Source organism: Rhizobium sp. EC-SD404 (assembly GCF_902498825.1).
Classification (GTDB): domain Bacteria; phylum Pseudomonadota; class Alphaproteobacteria; order Rhizobiales; family Rhizobiaceae; genus Georhizobium.
Window position 1 is genome coordinate 395,480 of the sequence record NZ_LR701459.1, and the last position, 21,090, is coordinate 416,569.

Annotated in this window: 20 protein-coding genes and 1 tRNA gene; 17 read left to right on the forward strand and 4 right to left on the reverse strand. The window is 63.1% G+C overall.

What is annotated here, in order from left to right:
• Positions 1-38: 38 nt before the first annotated feature.
• The 6 genes from GC125_RS02950 to GC125_RS02975 all read left to right on the forward strand — a co-directional run bounded on the left by GC125_RS02950 (position 39) and on the right by GC125_RS02975 (position 7,909).
• A complete protein-coding gene (locus GC125_RS02950; protein ID WP_151983963.1) occupies positions 39-1,568 on the forward strand; it encodes a tripartite tricarboxylate transporter permease in 1,530 nt (509 codons plus the stop codon).
• A gap of 82 nt (positions 1,569-1,650) precedes the next feature.
• On the forward strand, positions 1,651-2,895 hold the full coding sequence (locus tag GC125_RS02955) for a 3-methyl-2-oxobutanoate dehydrogenase (2-methylpropanoyl-transferring) subunit alpha (RefSeq protein WP_151983965.1): 1,245 nt from the start codon (positions 1,651-1,653) through the stop codon (positions 2,893-2,895).
• Between the two features lie 91 nt (positions 2,896-2,986).
• Positions 2,987-4,000 carry an alpha-ketoacid dehydrogenase subunit beta gene (locus GC125_RS02960; protein WP_151983967.1) on the forward strand — a complete coding sequence of 338 codons (1,014 nt, stop codon included), beginning with the start codon at positions 2,987-2,989 and terminating at the stop codon, positions 3,998-4,000.
• Positions 4,001-4,004: 4 nt separating this feature from the next.
• Positions 4,005-5,324 (forward strand): dihydrolipoamide acetyltransferase family protein, encoded by a 1,320-nt coding sequence (locus tag GC125_RS02965; RefSeq protein WP_151983969.1) that lies wholly within the window; start codon positions 4,005-4,007, stop codon positions 5,322-5,324.
• A gap of 10 nt (positions 5,325-5,334) precedes the next feature.
• On the forward strand, positions 5,335-6,732 hold the full coding sequence (gene lpdA, locus GC125_RS02970; RefSeq protein WP_151983971.1) for a dihydrolipoyl dehydrogenase: 1,398 nt from the start codon (positions 5,335-5,337) through the stop codon (positions 6,730-6,732).
• A gap of 16 nt (positions 6,733-6,748) precedes the next feature.
• Complete coding sequence (locus tag GC125_RS02975; protein ID WP_151987480.1) at positions 6,749-7,909, forward strand: AAA family ATPase; 1,161 nt, start codon at positions 6,749-6,751, stop codon at positions 7,907-7,909.
• A gap of 111 nt (positions 7,910-8,020) precedes the next feature.
• On the opposite strand, the gene fsa is transcribed toward GC125_RS02975, so the two are convergent.
• The gene (fsa, locus tag GC125_RS02980; protein WP_151983973.1) at positions 8,021-8,674 is read right to left on the reverse strand and encodes a fructose-6-phosphate aldolase; all 654 of its coding nucleotides are present in this window, start codon (positions 8,672-8,674) and stop codon (positions 8,021-8,023) included.
• Between the two features lie 94 nt (positions 8,675-8,768).
• Here fsa and GC125_RS02985 point away from each other — a divergent pair, with 94 nt between their 5' ends.
• The 7 genes from GC125_RS02985 (at position 8,769) to GC125_RS03015 (ending at position 16,762) form a co-directional block, all read left to right on the forward strand.
• Entirely contained in the window at positions 8,769-11,000 is a 2,232-nt protein-coding gene (locus GC125_RS02985; protein ID WP_151983974.1) for a primosomal protein N', read from the forward strand.
• A gap of 86 nt (positions 11,001-11,086) precedes the next feature.
• Positions 11,087-11,446 carry a DUF4345 domain-containing protein gene (locus tag GC125_RS19900; protein ID WP_199864410.1) on the forward strand — a complete coding sequence of 120 codons (360 nt, stop codon included), beginning with the start codon at positions 11,087-11,089 and terminating at the stop codon, positions 11,444-11,446.
• Positions 11,447-11,652: 206 nt separating this feature from the next.
• Positions 11,653-12,219, forward strand: coding sequence for a F0F1 ATP synthase subunit delta (locus GC125_RS02995; protein WP_199864411.1), 567 nt, complete (start codon positions 11,653-11,655; stop codon positions 12,217-12,219).
• A complete protein-coding gene (gene atpA, locus GC125_RS03000; RefSeq protein WP_151983976.1) occupies positions 12,219-13,748 on the forward strand; it encodes a F0F1 ATP synthase subunit alpha in 1,530 nt (509 codons plus the stop codon). The genes GC125_RS02995 and atpA overlap by 1 nt, the downstream gene beginning before the upstream one ends.
• 34 nt (positions 13,749-13,782) lie before the next feature.
• Entirely contained in the window at positions 13,783-14,682 is a 900-nt protein-coding gene (locus tag GC125_RS03005) for a F0F1 ATP synthase subunit gamma (protein ID WP_151983977.1), read from the forward strand.
• Positions 14,683-14,710: 28 nt separating this feature from the next.
• The gene (gene atpD / locus GC125_RS03010; protein ID WP_151983978.1) at positions 14,711-16,264 is read left to right on the forward strand and encodes a F0F1 ATP synthase subunit beta; all 1,554 of its coding nucleotides are present in this window, start codon (positions 14,711-14,713) and stop codon (positions 16,262-16,264) included.
• A 90-nt stretch (positions 16,265-16,354) separates the two neighbouring features.
• Positions 16,355-16,762 (forward strand): F0F1 ATP synthase subunit epsilon, encoded by a 408-nt coding sequence (locus GC125_RS03015; protein WP_151983979.1) that lies wholly within the window; start codon positions 16,355-16,357, stop codon positions 16,760-16,762.
• Between the two features lie 376 nt (positions 16,763-17,138).
• On the opposite strand, the gene GC125_RS03020 is transcribed toward GC125_RS03015, so the two are convergent.
• A tRNA-Ser gene (locus GC125_RS03020) sits at positions 17,139-17,228 on the reverse strand.
• A gap of 365 nt (positions 17,229-17,593) precedes the next feature.
• On the opposite strand from GC125_RS03020, the gene GC125_RS03025 reads away from it, so the two are divergent.
• From GC125_RS03025 to GC125_RS03040, 4 genes are all read left to right on the forward strand, one after another.
• Positions 17,594-18,193: a 50S ribosomal protein L21 gene (locus GC125_RS03025; protein ID WP_151983980.1), complete on the forward strand. Its 600-nt coding sequence runs from the start codon at positions 17,594-17,596 to the stop codon at positions 18,191-18,193.
• A gap of 30 nt (positions 18,194-18,223) precedes the next feature.
• Entirely contained in the window at positions 18,224-18,493 is a 270-nt protein-coding gene (gene rpmA / locus GC125_RS03030; RefSeq protein WP_151983981.1) for a 50S ribosomal protein L27, read from the forward strand.
• 126 nt (positions 18,494-18,619) lie between these two features.
• The gene (locus tag GC125_RS03035; RefSeq protein ID WP_151983982.1) at positions 18,620-19,249 is read left to right on the forward strand and encodes a GNAT family N-acetyltransferase; all 630 of its coding nucleotides are present in this window, start codon (positions 18,620-18,622) and stop codon (positions 19,247-19,249) included.
• 94 nt (positions 19,250-19,343) lie between these two features.
• A complete protein-coding gene (locus tag GC125_RS03040; RefSeq protein ID WP_151983983.1) occupies positions 19,344-19,841 on the forward strand; it encodes a DUF3833 family protein in 498 nt (165 codons plus the stop codon).
• A gap of 60 nt (positions 19,842-19,901) precedes the next feature.
• Here the strand turns inward: GC125_RS03040 and rsfS are convergent, their stop codons facing one another.
• Both rsfS and GC125_RS03050 read right to left on the reverse strand, forming a co-directional pair.
• The gene (rsfS, locus tag GC125_RS03045; protein WP_286165594.1) at positions 19,902-20,315 is read right to left on the reverse strand and encodes a ribosome silencing factor; all 414 of its coding nucleotides are present in this window, start codon (positions 20,313-20,315) and stop codon (positions 19,902-19,904) included.
• A gap of 174 nt (positions 20,316-20,489) precedes the next feature.
• Positions 20,490-21,083: a nicotinate-nucleotide adenylyltransferase gene (locus tag GC125_RS03050; RefSeq protein ID WP_151987482.1), complete on the reverse strand. Its 594-nt coding sequence runs from the start codon at positions 21,081-21,083 to the stop codon at positions 20,490-20,492.
• Positions 21,084-21,090: the final 7 nt, after the last annotated feature.

The window sequence follows — 21,090 nt, forward strand, 5'->3', positions numbered from 1 at the left end:
CCGGTGGTCGCTGCCCAAACGAGAGTATTCCGACGGTCATGGATACGTTCGCGCTTCTTTTCGATGGTCTGCTCATCGCAGCACAGCCCGCCAATCTCGGCTTTGCGCTGCTCGGCGTGCTGCTTGGCACGGCTGTCGGCGTCCTGCCCGGTCTTGGACCGGCGCTGACCGTTGCACTTCTGCTTCCCGTCTCGCTGTCCTTCGGGGCAACGGGCTCCATGATCATGTTCGCCGGCATCTACTACGGCGGCATGTATGGCGGGGCGATTTCCTCGATCCTCCTGAATACCCCCGGCGAGACCGCGTCGATCATGACGGCGCTCGAGGGGAACAAGATGGCGAAGGACGGTCGTGGCGGCAAAGCGCTCGGCGCTGCGGCGATCGGCTCCTTCTTCGGCGGCACCTGCGCGACGCTCGGCCTTGCGATCATCGCACCGCTGATGGTCAAGGTGGCGCTCTCCTTCGGACCGGCGGAATATTTCGCCCTGATGGTGCTGTCGTTCCTCACGGTGTCGGCTGCCTTCGGCGGATCGCTCATCAGAGGTCTGACGGCGCTCTTCATCGGCCTGTCGATCGGCCTCGTCGGCATCGACAGCCTGACCGGCCAGGCTCGCCTCTCCTTCGGCGTTCCGCAGCTTCGCGACAACATCGATATCGCCATCATCGCCGTGGGCCTCTTCGCCATAGGCGAGACGCTGTTCATCGCTTCGCAGGCGAGCACGATCAACGAGAAGCTTCAGGCCGTGAAAGGCTCCGTCTGGCTGAGCCTTGCCGAGCTGAAGCGCTGCTTCAAGCCGTTCCTGCGCGGCACGGGCCTTGGCTTCCTGTTCGGCCCGCTGCCGACCGGCGGCGCGGAAATCCCGACCTTCCTCTCCTACTCGTTCGAGCGAAAATCGGCCAAGGGCATCGCCCGCGAGGAGTTCGACAGCGGCAAGGGAGCCATCGAAGGCGTTGCCGGCCCCGAATCAGCCAACAACGCATCGGCTGCCGGCACGCTCATCCCGCTTCTGACGCTCGGCCTGCCCACCTCGGCGACCGCTGCCGTCATGCTCGCGGGCTTCCAGCAATACGGCCTGCAGCCTGGTCCGCTGCTCTTCACCAGCAACCCTCAGCTCGTCTGGGGCCTGATCGCCAGCCTCTTCATCGCCAATTTGATGCTCGTTCTCCTGAACCTGCCTTTCGTCGGCATCTGGGTGAAGCTGCTGACGATCCCGCGCCCATGGCTCTATGCGGGCATCATGACTTTCGCCTCGCTCGGCATCGTCGGCGCGCAGGGCTCGGCCTTCGCTCTGATCCTGCTGCTCGTCTTCGGCATCATCGGCTTCATCATGCGCCGCTTCGATTATCCGCTGGCACCGGTTCTCGTCGGGGCGATCCTCGGGCCGCTGGCGGAAGAGCAGCTGCGACGCGGCCTGATGATCAACCAGGGTGATTTTTCCTTCCTTTTCACCTCCTGGATCGCACTGACGATTTACGCCGTCGCCATCGCGGCCGTTGCAGGCCCCATTCTCTGGACGAAGCTTTCCAAGCGTGGGCGGGCTGCTGCCGAGGCGCTGCACGAACAATGATCTGACGACTGATTGCGCGCGGGCATGGATTTCGCGCGCAATCGCCTCTACCGTTCGGGAAGGACATCGAACGGAGGTGCTGATGGCCGGAATTCAAACCGGAAACGGGCCGCTTCAACTGCATGTACCGGAGCCTTCAGTCAGGCCCGGCGACCAGCCCGACTTTTCCTCGGTCAAGATCCCGCAGGCCGGAACGGTCGAGCGACCTCCGGTCGATGTCGATCCCCGCGATATACGCGATCTCGCCTTCTCGATCATCCGCGTGCTCAATCGGAAAGGCGAGGCCGTCGGTCCGTGGGCAGGCAGCCTCACCGACGAGGAACTGCGCGACGGCCTGCGCGATATGATGACGCTGCGTGCCTTCGATGCCCGCATGCAGACGGCGCAGCGGCAAGGCAAGACCTCGTTCTACATGCAGCACATGGGCGAGGAAGCGGTCTCCTGCGCGTTTCGCAAGGCCATGGAGCCGGGCGACATGAATTTCCCGACCTATCGGCAGGCTGGTCTTCTGATCGCCGGTGGTTATCCGATGGTCGACATGATGAACCAGATCTATTCCAACGAAGCCGACCCGCTGAAGGGCCGGCAGCTGCCGATCATGTATTCGTCGAAGGAGCACGGATTCTTCTCCATCTCCGGCAATCTCGGCACGCAATTCATCCAGGCGGTCGGCTGGGCGATGGCGTCGGCGATAAAGCGCGACACGCGCATTGCTGCCGGCTGGATCGGTGATGGCTCGACGGCGGAAAGCGATTTTCACGCCGCACTTGTCTTCGCCTCCACCTATCAGGCGCCCGTCGTGCTCAATATCGTCAACAATCAATGGGCGATCTCGACGTTTCAGGGCATCGCGCGGGGCGGATCCGGAACGTTTGCGGCGAGGGGCCTCGGCTTCGGCCTGCCGTCGCTGAGAGTGGACGGCAACGATTATCTCGCTGTCCATGCGGTAGCGAAATGGGCGGTCGAGCGGGCGCGCCGCAATCTCGGGCCAACCCTGGTGGAATACGTGACCTACCGCGTCGGCGCGCATTCGACCTCCGACGATCCGTCCGCTTACCGGGCGAAGACCGAATCCGATGCTTGGCCACTCGGCGACCCGGTCATCCGGCTGAAGAACCATCTGATCGTCAAAGGGCTCTGGAGCGACGAACGCCACAAACAGGCCGAGGCTGAAGTCATGGACAGCGTCATCTCTGCCCAGAAGGAGGCCGAGAGCCACGGTACGCTGCATTCGGGCGGCAAGCCGTCCACCCGCGACATGTTCGAGGGCGTCTACGAGACGATGCCGCCGCATCTGAGGCGCCAGCGCCAGGAGGCGGGGGTCTGATGATTTTCAGTGTCGAGAACGCGTGCGGCGGTGCCCTGCCGTCACGGTCGGGCGCGTCCCGTCCAGGCATCCTGATCAAGGGAGTTCGCTGATGGCGCGCATGACGATGATCGAGGCAATTCGGTCGGCCATGGATGTTTCCATGGAGCGCAATGACGACGTGGTCGTGTTCGGCGAGGATGTCGGCTATTTCGGCGGCGTTTTCCGCTGCACGGCGGGCCTTCAGCAGAAATACGGCAAGACGCGGTGCTTCGATGCGCCGATATCGGAACTGGGCATCGTCGGTGCGGCCATCGGCATGGCGGCCTACGGCCTCAGGCCCTGCATCGAGATCCAGTTTGCCGACTATGTGTATCCGGCCTTCGACCAGATCGCGTCGGAAGCCGCGCGCATTCGCTATCGCTCCAACGGCCAATTCACCTGCCCGATCGTGATCCGCATGCCAACCGGGGGGGGCATTTTCGGCGGGCAGACGCACAGCCAGAGCCCGGAAGCGCTGTTCACCCATGTCTCGGGTCTGAAGGTCGTCGTTCCGTCCAATCCGGTCGACGCGAAGGGTCTGCTGATCGCGGCGATCGAAGATCCGGATCCGGTGATCTTCCTAGAGCCGAAGCGGCTCTATAACGGGCCGTTCGACGGGCATCACGACAAGCCGGTTACGCCCTGGTCGAAGCATACGTTGGGCGAGGTGCCGGAAGGGCACTTCACTGTGCCGCTCGGCAAGGCTGAGGTGCGTCGGGCGGGGGCGGAACTGACCGTGCTCGCCTATGGCACGATGACCTATGTGTCGGAGGCCGCCGCTGCCGATACGGGCATCGACGCCGAAATCATCGATCTCAAGACGCTGCTGCCGCTCGATCTCGAGACGATCGTTGCGTCGGTCACGAAGACCGGGCGGTGCGTGATCGTGCACGAGGCGACGCTGACATCCGGTTTCGGCGCGGAGCTTGCCGCGCTCGTGCAGAAGCACTGTTTCTATCATCTGGAGGCGCCGATCACGCGCGTGACTGGCTGGGACACGCCCTATCCGCATGCGCAGGAATGGGATTATTTCCCCGGTCCCGCACGTGTCGGCCGGGCGATGATCGAGACGATGGAGGGCTGAAGCGATGGGCGAACGCACAATCAAGCTGCCCGATGTCGGCGAAGGCGTCGCAGAGGCCGAACTCGTCGAATGGCACGTGAAGATCGGTGACGTCGTTAGGGAAGACGACATCGTCGCCGCCGTCATGACCGACAAGGCGACGGTGGAAATTCCGGCACCCTGCGACGGCGAGATCGCCTGGCTCGGCGCCGAGGTGGGCGATGTCGTGGCCGTCGGTTCGGTGATCGTGCGCATCAAAACCGGCGAGGGTGGCGCAGACGAAGATACCGCCGCGCAGCCGATGGATGACGGCGAGAACGAGGCGCCGATCGCAGACGGGATGAGCGGCGAAGGCGAGGATCTGCCGCCACCGCCTGCAAGCGAGCCCCAGAAGGTGGATACCAAGCCGGCAAAGGATATTGAGGCGAAGGAGCCTGCGCCCAAGCGGCCCACCCGCCCCGCTGCGGCGCCCAGTGCCGACAAGCCGCTGGCCTCGCCGGCCGTGCGGCTGCGTGCTCGGCATGCGGGCATCGATCTGCGGCAGGTGGCGGGGTCTGGTCCTGCCGGCCGGATCACCCATGACGATCTCGACCAGTTCAGCGCGAAGGGACCGCAGGCGGCGTCGCCGGCCGGTCTCACGCGCCGCACGGATGTCGAGGACATCAAGCTCGTCGGCCTGCGCCGCAAGATCGCGGAGAAGATGGCGATCGCCAAGCGGCACATTCCCCACATCACCTATGTGGAGGAAGTGGACATGTCGGCGCTCGAGGATCTGCGGGCGGCGCTCAACAGGGACAAGCGGCCCGACCAGCCGAAACTGACGCTGCTGCCGTTCCTGATGCGGGCGATGGTGAAGGCGATCGCGGCTCAGCCGCAGTTCAACAGCCATTTCGACGACGAGGCGAACATCATCCATCGCCATGGCGGCATCCATATCGGCATCGCGGCGCAAACGCCGTCCGGCCTCGTCGTGCCTGTTGCCAAGCACTGCGAGGCGCGCGACCTCTGGGAGTGCGCGGCGGAAGTCGGCAGGCTTTCGGACGCGGCGAAATCCGGCACCGCGACGCGCGAGGAGCTCTCCGGTTCCACAATCACCATCACCTCACTGGGTGCGCTTGGCGGCATTGTCACGACGCCTGTGATCAACCATCCGGAGGTCGCCATCATCGGCGTCAACAAAATGGCGGTGCGGCCGCACTGGGACGGCGCCGCGTTCGTTCCACGGCGCATGATGAACCTGTCCTGCAGTTTCGATCATCGGATCATCGACGGCCATGATGCGGCGGTCTTCGTCCAGCGGATCAAGACGCTGATGGAAACGCCGGCCATGATCTTCGTGGCATGAGGGGACGGTGATGAAAGACATTTCCTGCAAGCTTCTCGTCATCGGCGCCGGTCCCGGCGGCTATGTCTGCGCCATTCGTGCCGGCCAGCTCGGTATCGATACGGTCATCGTGGAGGCAGTGAAGCCCGGCGGCACCTGCCTCAATGTCGGCTGCATTCCATCCAAGGCGATCATCCATGCGGCCGATCAGTTCGCCGAGACAAAGGCGATGGCGGCCGGCGATAGTCCGCTCGGCATCACGCTTGCCGAGCCACGCATCGATCTCACCCGTACGATGGCCTGGAAGGACAAGATCGTCGGGCGACTGACGACGGGCGTGGCGGGACTTCTGAAGAAGGCCGGCGTGAAGACCGTGCAAGGCTGGGCGCGGTTCCGCGACGGCAAAACGGTCGAAGTCAAGACCGAGACGGGTGTTCAGATCATCCGAGCCGAGTCGATCGTGATCGCCACCGGCTCGGAATCGGTGCCTCTGCCCGGGCTTCCCTTCGGCGGTTCGGTGATTTCCTCGACAGAGGCGCTGGCACTCAAAGCCGTGCCGGAAAGGCTCGCCATCATCGGCGCGGGCTATATCGGGCTTGAACTCGGCACTGCCTTTGCCAAGCTCGGGTCACAAGTGACCATCGTCGAAGCCACTGATCACATTCTGCCGCTCTATGATGGCGAACTGACGCGACCCGTCTCCAAGCGGCTCGGCGAGCTCGGCATCGACGTCATCCTGGGGGCAAAGGCGCGGGGCTTGTCGGGCAAGGGCGATGCGCTTCTGGTCGAAGGCGCCGACGGCAATGATCGGCGCATGGTCAGCGACAAGGTGCTGGTGACGGTGGGCCGCCGGCCACTGACGGAAGGTTGGGGGCTCGAAGAACTCGATCTCGACCGTTCGGGCGCTGCGATCCGCATCGACGAGACCTGCCGCACCTCGATGCGCGGTGTTTACGCGATCGGCGACGTCACCGGCGAGCCGATGCTCGCGCACCGGGCGATGGCGCAAGGCGAGATGGTGGCGGAAATCATCGCCGGCCACCGCCGCGCCTTCGACAAGCGCGTGATCCCGGCAGTTTGCTTCACCGATCCGGAGATCGTGACGGCGGGGCTTTCGCCAGACGAGGCGCGTCGGAATGGCCGGGAGGTCAAGATCGGCCTCTTCCCATTCCAGGCGAATGGCCGGGCGATGACGATGGAAGCCGAGCAGGGATTCGTGCGTGTTGTGGCTCGGGCGGACAACCATCTCGTTCTCGGGATTCAGGCGGTGGGTAAGGGCGTTTCGGAACTCTCTGCCGCCTTCGGCATCGCAATCGAGATGGGCGCGCGGCTGGAAGACATCGCCGGCACGATCCATGCCCATCCGACGCAAGGCGAAGCGCTGCAGGAAGCGGCGCTGAAAGCGCTGGGCGCAGCCCTGCATATTTGACGGCCGCGCCATGTCGATGAAACTCCGGTCGCTGACCGTTGCCGGCTATCGCTCGCTCAAGACGATCCGCATGGAGATCGGCGACGTCAATGTGTTCGTCGGCGACAATGGCGTCGGCAAATCCAATCTTTATCGGGCGCTGCATCTCGCCCAGTCGGCGGCCGAAGGGACGTTCGCGCGCGAGATTGCTGCGGAAGGCGGCATGGCGGCCGTGCTGTGGACCGGCGCGCGCAAGAAAGGCCGCCCGGTGCGCCTGTCGATCGCCGTCGAGCTCTTCGACGAGGACACGGCGCTCGGCTGGCGCTACACGATCGAGGCAGGACTGACGCCGCCGATGGGCGCAGGCTTTCCGTTCGAGCCGCAGATCAAGGAAGAGCGGCTCTCGATCGACCAGGGCCGGCGTGTCGTGGACGTGATGAAGCGCGCCGGTCAGGGACTGTCCTACCGCGATGCCGACGGGCGGATGCAGGAGTATCCCGTCAGGCTTCTCTCATCCGAAACGGGCTTGGCTGCGCTTGGCGGATCGGGGATGCATGCGGAAGCGGCGATCGTGCGCGATACGCTTGCCCGGTTCCGCTTTTACCACGGCTTTCGCAGCGACGCCGGGTCGCCCTTGCGGGCAGCGTCACTTGCCGTGACGGCGCCCATGCTCGACATGGATGGCAGCAATCTCGCTGCTGTGATGGCGACGCTCAAACATATTCGTGGCGACACGGTGGATCTCGATCGGGCCGTTTCCGATGCCTTCAAGGGCGCGGGGCTCGATATTCCGCTGCCGGATCGCGAGGCGCGCTTCGGCGTTGTCTTCCCGCAATTCCCGCAGCGCGTTTTCTCGGCTGCCGAATTGTCCGATGGGCAGATCCGGTTCCTGGGCCTTGCTGCGGCACTGCTTGCCTACCGCATCCCGCCCTTCATTGCACTCAATGAGCCCGAAGCGAGCCTGCATCCGTCGATGCTCGCGCCGCTCGCCGACATGATCGCGCGTGCGGCGAAGGATGCGCAGATCTGGGTCGTGACCCACGCGCCGAAACTGGCGGACCTGATTATGGAACGCACCGGTGTGCGGGCAAGGACCGTAATCCGGCAGGACGATGGTTCGACCTGGATCGACGGCATGCGCCTGACGGGGCATTTCCCGGATGAGGCGGAGGAAGACGACGACGATTTCGACGCATGAAAAAAGCCGGCGGACACGATCCGCCGACTTGATGCTTTGGCCAAAGCGTTTCCAGGTGAAGTGGATACCGATTCAACGATCGGGAACGCGACACACCGGAAAATTGGACGATCAGGCGATCGTCTGGCCTGTCTTCTTCCAGTCTTCCAGGAAGGTTTCGAGGCCCTTGTCCGTCAGCGGGTGCTTGACGAGTGCCTTCAGCGTCGCCGGCGGTGCGGTGATGACGTCGGCGCCGATCAGCGCTGCTTCCTTGACGTGGTTCGCCGTGCGGATCGATGCGGCCAGGATCTCGGTGTCGAAACCGTAATTGTCGTAGATCTGGCGGATTTCGCGGATCAGGTCCATGCCATCGAGGTGGATGTCGTCCAGCCGGCCGATGAAGGGGGAGATGAAGGTGGCGCCGGCCTTGGCTGCGAGAAGCGCCTGATTGGCCGAGAAGCACAGCGTCACGTTGACGAGCTTGCCCTGTTCGGTCAGCGCCTTGCAGGCCTTGAGGCCATCAAGGGTCAATGGCAGCTTGATGCAGACATTGTCGGCGATCGCGCCAAGAACATCGGCTTCGCGCATCATGCCGTCATAGTCGGTCGCCGTGACTTCGGCCGACACCGGACCTTCGACGATGTCGCAGATTTCCTTTGTGACTTCCTTATAGTCGCGACCGGACTTCATGATCAGCGACGGATTGGTCGTCACGCCATCGAGAAGGCCGAAATCGTTCAGCTCCCGGATTTCCGCGACGTCGGCGGTATCGACAAAGAATTTCATCGGATCGTCTCTTCTGCTTTGCTTTGGCTGCCTGTTGGCCGGTAAGGCCGTTTCGGGTTCCCTTTAGACCAAACAGGGGGCAAGGTCACGTATCATGACCCGCCATTCCGCTGCCGATTCTCAGAGCGTTCTGTTCGACGCGCCATGCAACGCGCCGTCTCGGCCGGTCGTCTGCGTGCTCGTGCCGCTTCCGGCGCCCGAGCCTTACTCCTATGTGGTGCCTGAGGGTCTGCAAGTCCAACCTGGATCGCTCGTACAAGTTCCACTCGGTCCCCGACAGGTGCTCGGCGTCGTCTGGGACGGGCCGCCGGGGCGTGAGATCGATGCCCGCAAGCTGCGGCCGATCACGCATGTCTTCGATTGCCCGCCGCTCGATGCGGTGATGCGGCGTTTCATCGAATGGGTGGCCGATTACACGTTGTCGCCGCCCGGCCTCGTGGCCCGCATGGCGCTCAGGGCGCCGGCAGCGCTCGATCCGGAGCCGATGATCGAGGGATTGGCCTCGACCGGCAGCGTGCCGGAGAAACTGACGCCCGCGCGGCGGCGCGTGCTCGATACGGCGCAGGAGACCGGCGCCTGGACGCGATCGGGCCTTGCCCATGCGGCCGGCGTGTCGTCCTCCGTGGTCGACGGGCTCGTGAAGCAGGGCGCCTTCGCACCCATTCTGCTGCCGCCGCCGCCCGTCGTCGCTTTGCCCGACCCCACCTATGGTGGAGCCGAACTGAGCGACGGGCAGGCTGGTTCGGCTGCAATCCTGCGCGAGGCGGTCGGCAAGGCGCGGTTCGGTGTGCATCTACTCGATGGCGTCACCGGATCGGGCAAGACCGAGGTCTATTTCGCCGCCGTTGCGGAGGCCATCGAACAGGGCAAGCAGGCGCTCATCCTGCTGCCGGAAATCGCGCTGACGCCTGCCTTTCTCGGCCGCTTCGAGGCCCGCTTCGGTGCGCCGCCGGCGGAATGGCATTCCGAACTTGCGCCCCGTACCCGTGAAAGGGTCTGGAGGCAGGTGGTCGACGGGCGCGTGCGCATCGTCGTCGGAGCACGCTCGGCGCTTTTCCTGCCGTTCAAGGAGCTTGGCCTGATCGTCGTCGATGAGGAGCATGACCCGGCCTACAAGCAGGAAGATCGGGTCTTCTATCATGCCCGCGACATGGCGGTGGTGCGCGGGCGCCTGACCGATTGCCCGGTGGTGCTCGCCTCGGCCACCCCGTCGATCGAAAGCAGGGTCAATGCGGAGGAGGGCCGCTACGGTCTCCTGAAGCTGTCCAGCCGCTATGCAGAAGCAGCCATGCCGGACCTGAAGCTGATCGACATGCGTCAGAGCCCGCCCGCGCGGGGCGGATTCCTATCTCCGCTGCTTCTTAAGGCTGTCGCCGGCCGGTTGGAGCGCAAGGAGCAGTCGCTGCTGTTCCTCAATCGCCGGGGCTATGCGCCGCTGACGCTCTGCCGGGTTTGCGGCCACCGCTTCCAATGCCCGGATTGCTCCAGCTGGCTCGTCGAGCACCGGTTCCGCGGTCAGATCCAGTGCCACCATTGCGGCCATGCCGAACCGACGCCGCAGGCCTGCCCCGAATGCGGGACGCTCGATCATCTCGCAGCCTGCGGCCCGGGCGTCGAGCGGATCGCGGAAGAGGTCGTCGGGCATTTTCCGGACGCGCGCATCGTCGTCATGTCTTCGGACATGCTCGTGGGTGCAAAGCGGGTGCGGCTGGAACTGGAGGCCATCGCCAAGGGCGAGGCCGACATCGTCATCGGCACACAATTGGTCGCCAAGGGACACAATTTCCCTCTGATGACGCTCGTCGGGATCGTCGATGCCGATGTCGGGCTGACGAGCGGCGACCCGCGGGCGGCGGAGCGCACGTTCCAGCTTCTCTCGCAGGTGACCGGACGCGCCGGGCGCACCGGCCTCAAGAGCCTCGGGCTCATTCAGACCTACCAGCCGATGCATCCGGTGATGCAGGCGCTGGTCTCCGGCGATGCGGATACGTTCTACGAGCGCGAAATCGCCGAGCGGGAACGGGCCAAGCTGCCACCCTTTGGGCAACTGGCCGCGATCATCGTTTCGGCGAACACCCGCGCCGAGGCGGACGAGCACGCGCGTGGCCTTCGCCGCGTTGCGCCTGCCGCCCGGGGCCTCACCGTGCTCGGACCGGCGGAAGCGCCACTCGCGCTCATTCGGGGGCGTCACAGGTTTCGGCTGCTGGTGCACGGCGAGAAGCGGGCCGACATGCAGGCCTATCTGAAGGCGATGCTCGCCAGCGGTCCGAAGGAGCGGGGATCGGTGCGCGTGCAGGTCGATATCAACCCGCAGAGCTTTCTCTGACGGCAAAGCGGTGCGGCGTCACGCAGCGCTTTACCTGACGTTACGCCTATCCTATCGGTGCGAAGCGCAAATCAGGAGGTGCTTCGTTGGAATTCGCTTTTCCCTGGCCGGGCAGCCAAGGCGAATGGCTGGCTTTCGGTGCCGCCGTCGCGACCTCGCTTCTCGGGCTCTGGCACTTCATTGCGCTGCTGTTCACCCATTTTCCAAATGCATTGGCGGTCCGAGCGCAGGCTGCGGGCCTGCAATTCGGCGCAGGCGCCGTCGCCGTCCTGATGGCGCAGCCGCTCGTCTATCTGGCGATCGGTGCCGGCTGGGCTGCGACGGTGCTGATCAAGATCATTGCGATGGCGCGCCACGGCAGGGCCGACGGCATCACGTTGCTTTCGCTGATCCTGGCCCTCGTTCTCGCCGTGCTGCCGCTCGGATACGTCTTCGGAATGCTCTGACTGCGACGGAATGCGCCAGGAATGCGCCCAAAGCAGGCGTCCTGGCGTGTTGCGGGGGCGGAATTCCTATGTTAGACGAACCCCGAATTTCGGAGCGGGCGTGCCTTTCAGGCATTTGCTCTTGAAAATTACAGCAACAAATTCAAGGTGTTGTGGTTGGCCAGATTTCAACCGGCGGCGCTCTTGGGTACATTTGAGAGATTTGGGTGCCCGTGGCAGACACATCCCAGCTAATTTCCGGTGTTGCAGAACGGTATGCCTCCTCGCTTTTCGATCTTGCGAAAGAGGCCGGTGAAATCGATTCCGTCACGCGCGAACTCGACGCGTTCGAGGCGATGATCGCGGAAAGCACCGACCTGAAGCGACTGGTGATGAGCCCGGTTTTCTCGGCCGAGGATCAGGCGCGCGCCATCGGGGCCATCGTGGACCAAGGCAAGATCGCCGGTCTCGCCGGCAACTTCCTGAAGGTCGTTGCGGCCAACCGCCGTCTGTTCGCGCTTCCGGGCATCATTCGCTCTTTCCGCCAGCTGTCTGCCGCCGATCGCGGCGAAGTCGCTGCCGAGGTGACGACTGCTCATCCGCTGGACGAAGCGCAGCAGCGCGAGCTTGCCGCGGCCCTCAAGGACGTCACGGGTAAGACCGTGTCGCTCAATATTCATGTCGATCCGTCAATACTCGGCGGCCTGATCGTCAAGGTCGGCTCGCGTCAGATCGACACATCGCTTCGTACGAAACTCTCATCGCTTAAGCTTGCACTGAAAGAGGTCGGCTGATGGATATCCGCGCCGCGGAAATTTCCGCAATTCTCAAAGATCAAATCAAGAATTTCGGCCGCGAAGCCGAAGTTTCCGAAGTCGGCCAGGTGCTCTCCGTCGGTGACGGTATCGCTCGCGTCTACGGTCTGGACAACGTTCAGGCCGGTGAGATGGTCGAGTTTCCGGGCGGCATCCGCGGCATGGCGCTGAACCTCGAAGCCGACAATGTCGGCGTCGTCATCTTCGGCTCCGACCGGGGCATCAAGGAAGGCGACATCGTCAAGCGCACGGGCGCCATCGTGGACGTTCCTGTCGGCAAGGGTCTCCTCGGCCGCGTCGTCGACGCGCTCGGCAACCCGATCGACGGAAAGGGCCCGATCGTTGCCGACGAACGCAAGCGTGTGGACGTCAAGGCGCCGGGCATCATCCCCCGCAAGTCGGTGCATGAGCCGATGTCGACCGGCCTCAAGGCCATCGACGCGCTCATCCCGGTCGGCCGCGGCCAGCGCGAGCTCGTCATCGGCGACCGTCAGACCGGCAAGACCGCGATCCTGCTCGACACGTTCCTGAACCAGAAGACGCTGAACGAAGGCACGGACGAGAGCCAGAAGCTCTATTGCGTCTACGTCGCCGTCGGCCAGAAGCGCTCGACCGTCGCGCAGTTCGTCAAGGTTCTCGAAGAACGCGGCGCACTTCCCTATTCGATCATCATCGCCGCGACGGCATCCGATCCTGCTCCGATGCAGTATCTGGCACCGTTCGCCGGCTGCACGATGGGCGAATACTTCCGCGACAACGGCATGCATGCCGTCATTGGCTATGACGACCTGTCCAAGCAGGCCGTCGCCTACCGCCAGATGTCTCTGCTGCTGCGCCGCCCGCCAGGCCGCGAAGCTTACCCCGGCGACGTTTTCTACCTGCACTCGCGTCTTCTCGAACGCGCCGCCAAGCTCAATGACGAGCAGGGCGCCGGTTCGCTGACGGCTCTGCCGGTCATCGAAACGCAGGCGAACGACGTTTCTGCCTACATCCCGACCAACGTGATCTCGATCACCGACGGCCAGATCTTCCTCGAAACGGACCTCTTCTACCAGGGCGTTCGTCCGGCCGTGAACGTCGGTCTGTCGGTTTCGCGCGTCGGTTCGTCGGCCCAGATCAAGGCGATGAAGCAGGTTGCCGGCTCGATCAAGGGCGAGCTTGCGCAGTACCGCGAAATGGCGGCATTCGCGCAGTTCGGCTCGGACCTCGATGCCTCGACGCAGCGCCTCCTCAACCGTGGTGCACGCCTGACCGAACTTCTCAAGCAGCCGCAGTTCTCGCCGCTGAAGACGGAAGAGCAGGTCGTCGTGATCTATGCAGGCGTGAAGGGCTATCTCGACAAGCTGCCGGTCAGCGATGTCGGCAAGTTCGAGCGCGGGCTGCTTTCGCACATGCGCAATGAAGGCAAGGGCATCCTCGACGCCATCCGCACGGAAAAGGCGCTCAAGGAAAACGTCGAAGCCGATCTGCGCAAGGAACTCGACAAGTTCTCCAAGAACTTCGCCTGAGTTGGTCAGACTCCGAGAAACGGACGGATAGCGGATGCCTTCACTCAAGGATCTGAGAAACCGGATCGCCTCAGTCAAGGCGACGCAGAAGATCACCAAGGCGATGCAGATGGTCGCCGCGGCGAAGCTGCGTCGTGCGCAAGAGGCGGCGGAAGCTGCGCGACCCTACTCACAGCGCATGGGGGCCGTACTGGCCAACATCGCCAATGCAGTGGGTGACGGCGAGGATTCGCCGCGTCTCATGACCGGCACCGGCAAGAGCGACGTGCATCTGCTCGTCGTCTGCACGGCCGAGCGTGGACTTTGCGGCGGTTTCAACTCGCAGATCGTGCGTCTGGCGCGCGAACACATTCGCCGGCTGGTCGCTGAAGGCAAGCAGGTCAAGATCCTCTGCGTTGGCAAGAAGGGTTATGATATCCTTCGCCGTGACCACCGCGAGAAGATCATCGACCGCGTCGACTTGCGTGAAGTGAAGTCTGTCGGTTTCGTCGACGCGGACAAGATCGCACGCCAGGTCATCGCTCTGTTCGAGCAGGGCGAGTTCGACGTCTGCACGCTGTTCTATTCGGAGTTCCGTTCGGTGATTTCGCAGATCCCGACGGCACAGCAGCTCATCCCCGCCAGCGCGCCTTCGGGCGACAGCGCGGTGACGGAAGCGATGAATGCCCGTCTCGGCGGCGCGATCTACGAATACGAGCCGGATGCCGGCGAAATCCTGACCGATCTGATCCCGCGCAACATCGCGGTCCAGATCTTCCGTGCTCTCCTTGAGAATGCTGCGTCCGAACAGGGTGCGCGCATGTCCGCCATGGACAACGCGACGCGCAATGCGGGCGAGATGATCGAGAAGCTGACGCTTTCCTACAACCGCCAGCGTCAGGCTCAGATCACCAAGGAACTGATCGAAATCATTTCGGGCGCGGAAGCGCTCTGAGGCTCTTTGAAGAAGAGGTTTGAACGATATGGCTAAGGCAGCGACACCACAGACGCCGGCGGCTGAAAAGAAGCCCGCCACCAGAAAGGCGCCGGCCAAGGCAGCCGCCGCTGCACCGGCAGCGACCATGACTTCGGCACCGGCCGCAGCCGTTGCGACCGGCCGCGTGACGCAGATCATCGGCGCCGTCGTCGACGTTTCCTTCGACGGCCACCTGCCGCAGATTCTGAACGCGCTGGAAACCGACAACCTCGGCAACCGCCTCGTTCTGGAAGTCGCGCAGCACCTCGGTGAGAACAGCGTTCGCACGATCGCCATGGACTCCACCGAGGGTCTGGTTCGTGGCCAGGCGGTCACCGACACCGGCGCGCCGATTTCGGTCCCGGTCGGTGCCGGCACGCTCGGCCGCATCATCAACGTCATCGGCGAGCCGATCGACGAAGCTGGTCCGGTTCCGGCCGCCACGCGCCGCGCCATCCACCAGGAAGCGCCTGACTTCACCGAACAGTCGACCGAAGCCGAGATCCTCGTCACCGGCATCAAGGTGATCGACCTTCTCGCTCCCTATGCCCGTGGTGGCAAAATCGGCCTCTTCGGCGGCGCAGGCGTCGGCAAGACGGTTCTCATCCAGGAACTGATCAACAACATCGCAAAGGCGCATGGCGGCTACTCGGTATTCGCCGGCGTCGGCGAGCGCACCCGCGAAGGCAACGATCTTTATCACGAGATGATCGAGTCCGGCGTGAACAAGGACCCCAAGGAGCATGACGGCTCCACGGAAGGTTCCAAGTGCGCCCTCGTGTTCGGCCAGATGAACGAGCCGCCCGGCGCCCGCGCCCGCGTTGCGCTCACCGGCCTGACGATCGCCGAGCATTTCCGCGATGAAGGCCAGGACGTTCTGTTCTTCGTCGACAACATCTTCCGCTTCACGCAGGCCGGCTCGGAGCTGTCGGCTCTGCTCGGTCGTATTCCTTCGGCCGTGGGCTACCAGCCGACGCTTGGCACCGACATGGGCGCCATGCAGGAGCGCATCACGACCACGACCAAGGGTTCGGTCACCTCGGTACAGGCCGTGTACGTCCCCGCCGACGACATGACCGACCCGGCTCCCGCCTCGACCTTCGCCCACCTCGACGCAACGACCGTTCTGTCGCGTTCGATTTCGGAAAAGGGCATTTACCCGGCCGTGGATCCGCTCGACTCCACGTCGCGCATGCTCGACCCGATCATCCTCGGCGAGGAGCACTACAACGTTGCCCGCCGCGTTCAGGAAACGCTGCAGCGCTACAAGTCGCTGCAGGACATCATCGCCATCCTGGGCATGGACGAGCTTTCGGAAGAGGACAAGCTGACGGTTGCCCGCGCCCGTAAGGTCGAGCGTTTCCTGTCGCAGCCGTTCTTCGTCGCCGAAATCTTCACCGGTGCACCCGGCCAGCTCGTCGATCTCGAAGACACGATCAAGAGCTTCAAGGGCCTCGTCGAAGGCGCATACGACCACCTGCCGGAAGCTGCCTTCTACATGGTTGGCGGTATCGATATGGCGCTCGCAAAGGCCGAAAAGCTGGCTGCGGAAGCAGCCTGATCACTAGAGCGAATGGCGAATAGGGAGCGGCTGACGGACGCGTAGTGCTGATATTACGATATCACCACGGTTTTCGTCGGCCGACGAGATATGGCTGACACATTCAAGTTCGAACTCGTATCGCCTGAGCGTCTGCTCGTCTCGGCCGAAGCCGTCGCCGTCGTCCTGCCGGGTTCGGAGGGCGAAATGACGGTCATGGCCAAGCATGCGCCGCTGATGTCGACGCTGCGTCCCGGCGTGATCACCGTCGAACTCGCAGACGGCCAGAAGCAGTCCTTCATCGTGTTTGGCGGCTTCGCCGACATTCTGCCGGATGGCTGCACGGTGCTTGCCGAAGCCGGCTACGAGCAGACGGCTTTCGACAGAGCCGAACTGACGCGCCGCATCGACGCAGCGCGCGCAGAGCGCGAGAAGGTTACCGGCGACGATCAGGCTTTCAAGCTCGACGAGTATCTGAGCCAGCTGACGACGCTGCAGGGCACCGTGCCTCCGGCGTAGGTTTCAGCGCTCCACTGACTTTGGCAACGCCGGCCTCATCAGGCCGGCGTTTTTCGTTTCAGGATTGAGATGTCGCTTCGCGCAATTTCGCGCTTCTGCGAAACGTTCAACATCCACTGCAGCGCTTCCCGCTTCATCTGCTCATATCCGGCTGATCGGAAGCAACGTCCGCATTCGCCCGATGTGGAGCATTCGGATATAGCCGACCGCCGATTTGCACGCGTCGATGAAGCACAATGAGCGACTGCCAAGTGGTTTCGGAAGCTGCCATAGCGAGTCGATAAGAGGGTCAGGCTGGAGCGCTGACAGGCCGGCCTTCAGTGCAAGTTGCTTGAGGCCACCGCGATCGCCGGATTCGCGCACAATCGTTGGTGAATGGCGGAGAGGGGGGGATTCGAACCCCCGATACGGTTGCCCGTATGCCGCATTTCGAGTGCGGTGCATTCAACCACTCTGCCACCTCTCCAGGGGCCATGTTGCACGGGTGGTCGCGTGCGGGCGTTTCAATAGCGGGATGAGCGCCAGGACACAAGGCCCTGTAACAGGCAAATTTATGCCGCGCATCTTGACTCGGCGGGCCCCATCGCTTATCCGCGCAGCATCTTGAGATGGCGAAGTCCGTCCTTGATCATGCATCGACCACCACGCTTCCTGTTCGCCTTTCCTTTCGGCAGGCACGCATGGCCATGGGTGCGATGTTTCACCGGCTGAACCATGATCGGCTGTTGGCGCGTAAGCGTCTTCGATCATGGCTGATGCCATACGACTGACAAAAAGACGGCTCGCGGCCACTTGGTCGAAGAAGCCGGAACGAACATGAAAGGCTAAAAAATGTTCGCAGTCATCAAGACCGGCGGTAAGCAGTACCGCGTCGCCGCAAACGATGAGCTGACGGTCGAACGGACCGGCGGCGAAATCGGCGACATCATCGAATTCGCAGAAGTTCTCATGGTCGGCGTCGGCGCCGATGCCACGATCGGCGCACCTTTCGTTCAGGGCGCGCTCGTCACGGCAGAAGTCGTCGAGCACGGCCGTGCACGCAAGGTCATCGCCTTCAAGAAGCGCCGCCGCCAGAACTCCAAGCGCACGCGTGGCCACCGTCAGCACCAGACGGTCATCCGCATCGCCGAGATCCTGACCGAAGGCAAGAAGCCTTCCAAGAAGGCCGCTGCCAAGTCGGAAGCGAAGTCCGCGCCTGCAGCCCAGACGCTCTTCACCGCACCTAAGGGTGCCGGCGACGATCTGACGGTCATCAAGGGCATCGGCCCGAAGGCTGCCGAGCAGCTCAACGAGCAGGGCGTCACCACCTTCGCCCAGATCGCTGCCTTCACCGACGCGGATATCGCCAAGATCGACGAAGCCATGCCGTTCAGCGCCGCCCAGATCGAAGACTGGCGCGAGCAGGCCAAGGCTTTGGCCGAGAACAACTGATAGCGACGAGAAACTTTAAGGAGAACACCGATGGCACATAAAAAAGCTGGTGGTTCGTCGCGCAACGGTCGCGACTCTGAATCCAAGCGCCTTGGCGTGAAGAAGTTCGGCGGCGAGAACGTCGTTTCGGGCAACATTCTCGTGCGTCAACGCGGCACCAAGTGGCATCCGGGCACGGGCGTCGGCCTGGGCAAGGACCACACGATTTTCGCAGTCACCGCCGGCCAGGTCGCTTTCCGCACGAAAGCCAATGGTCGTACCTACGTGTCCGTGATGCCAATCGCGGACGCAGCGGAATAGCCGGACCGCTCTTCAAAAAGCCGGCGTCTCATCGACCCGGCTGAGCAAAAAGGTTCAGACCACGTTCAAAAGGGGAGATGGGGCAATCCATCTCCCCTTTTCTCTTTTGAACGAAGGACTGATCCGATGTTGATGGACCTCGATGAAGACTGTCGGGACGACTTATTGCCCGACGAAGCCCGGCCCGATTGTCCCGTCCTGTTGACCGAACGGCTGGTCTTGCGCCGGCCCCACGCGGAAGACGCGGACGCACTTGCCAATCTCGCCAACAATATGCGCGTGGCATCGATGGTGTCGCGCATGCCGCATCCCTATACGGCACAAGATGCGTCGGACTTCATCCGACGCGCCAAAACGGGCGGTATTGGCAAATGCGTCTACGCGGTCACCCTAGCGGATAATGGTGCGTTCGTCGGCTGTGCCGGCATTGAACCTCATGACGACACCGACACGGTCGAACTCGGCTACTGGATCGGCGAGCCTTACTGGAACCGAGGGATCGCGACCGAAGCTGCCCACGCCGTCATCGACATGGTCTTCCGCACCCGCACGATCGAGGCGATCGAAGCGCGCTGCCGGGTGACGAACCACGCGTCGCGCCGGGTCATCCAGAAGTCCGGCTTCCAGCACCAGGGCAACGGCATGGTGCCGTCCATGGCGCTCGGCGGCGCGCTACCGGTCGAATGGTACAGGCTCGATCGCAAAACCTGGCTGTCGTTGAAGAGCTGGAGCGCTGCGCCCAACCGCAGGGCATGAAGCTGCGCGCCACCGAAGGCATTGAAGCGGCCTCATGATCCTATCCACCGGCCTCTGCGTAGAAGCCGGTGGACTTCCTCGAAGGATCATCGCCATGAAAGCCGTTCGTTTCGTTCTGATTGCCGCGGTCGGCCTCGTTCTCGCCTTGCCGGCCTATGCTGAGTTTCGTCTCGAGGACTGGTTCCTGGGCAAGACGCGCGCGGAGGGAAGCTTTTCCGCCATCGACGGCACGCATCGGCGGTTCACCGTCGACCTGACGGGCACGTGGGACGGCACGACGCTGCGCCTGCGCGAAGATTTCGCCTATGACGACGGCGAACGCGACACCAAAACCTGGGTTTTCGAAAAGACGTCCGAGACAACCTATCGCGGTACTCGGGAAGACGTGGTCGGGACGACGACGGTCTATCTAGCCGGCAACGAGGCCGATTTCACTTACCGCGTGGATCTCGCGCCGGGAGAAGACCCGAACATCGTCCGGTTCTTCGACAAGCTCGTGCTAAACGGCGACGACACGATCACGAACACCGCGCTCGTTACCAAGTTCGGCGTGCCGGTTGCCCGCGTCGAGGTCAATTTCGAGCGCGATTGAACCGCTCGGCTAACGCCGTTCTCGAATGGAGGCTAAGCGGCGGCGCTTGCCGCCGTTGGCCTAATGCAGCGTCTCTTCGCCCAGCTCCGGTGTCATCCACATCTTCTCGAGATTGTAGAATTCCCGGATTTCCGGCCTGAAGACATGGACGATGACGTCACCGGTGTCGATCAACACCCAGTCGCCAGTTGCCAGACCCTCCACGCGCGCATTGCCGAAACCGGCTTCCTTGATCTGCCGCAAGAGCTCGTCGCAGATTGCGCTGACATGACGGCTCGAACGTCCGGATGCGATCACCATGTGGTCGCCCAGCGCTGATTTTCCGGCAATGTCGATGGAGACGATGTCTTCCGCCTTGGAATCCTCGAGGATTTCGAGGATCTGGTGAAGCACGCGGGAGTCGGCGTCCGCGCCGCGACCCGTGGCTGAGGAGAAACTGCTTGGCGCATTTCCCTTCGCGTGTGCTGTTGTCAGTGTCGTTACCCTTTCAGCAGTGACAGGACCAGCTTCACTTGCTTTGTTCCTGAAGGTCCAAAGCACATGTAATGATAGGCTCGTCTCGTTAAAGGTTTCAAGACACAAGAAGTTGCCGTCCCATCACCAATTTTCTTGGCCCATCACCGATTTCTCAGGATGCTTGGGTCGGCCTCAGGACTTTCCGGGCCAGTGGCTGCGCAACTCTGTGGAGGATAGAAGCGATCGCGGTCCGTGGATGAAGGTCCAGGCCGGCGCTTCCATCAATGCGAGGCGTCCGGCATCGTCCTCGTCGACCCGCGCATGCGCGAAGGTCTTGGCCATTTTCGAGGAGAGATACGAAAGCGTCGAACCGGGGCGGTCGATGACGGCGATAGGAAACGTCTTGGCGATCGCCTGCCAATCCTGCCAGCGGTGAAAACCGGCAAGATTGTCGGCCCCCATGACCCAGACGAAATGGATGCCGGCATTGCGCTGCTTGATGAGCGCCAGGGTTTCGGCCGTATAGCGCAGCCCATAGTTCGCTTCGAACGCCGTCACCTTTACCCGCGGATCGGGCGTGATCGCTTCGCTCAGTGCGATGCGCTCCTCAAGCGGCAAAAGCTTGCCGTGGTCCTTCAGTGGATTACCGGGCGTCACCATCCACCAGAGCTGGTTCAGCCTGAGCCGCCGCAGCGCGATTTCCGCCACCAGCCAGTGGCCACCATGGGGCGGATTGAACGACCCTCCGAACAGCCCGACGCGCATGCCTTGCTCGACATGGGGCATGCGGCCG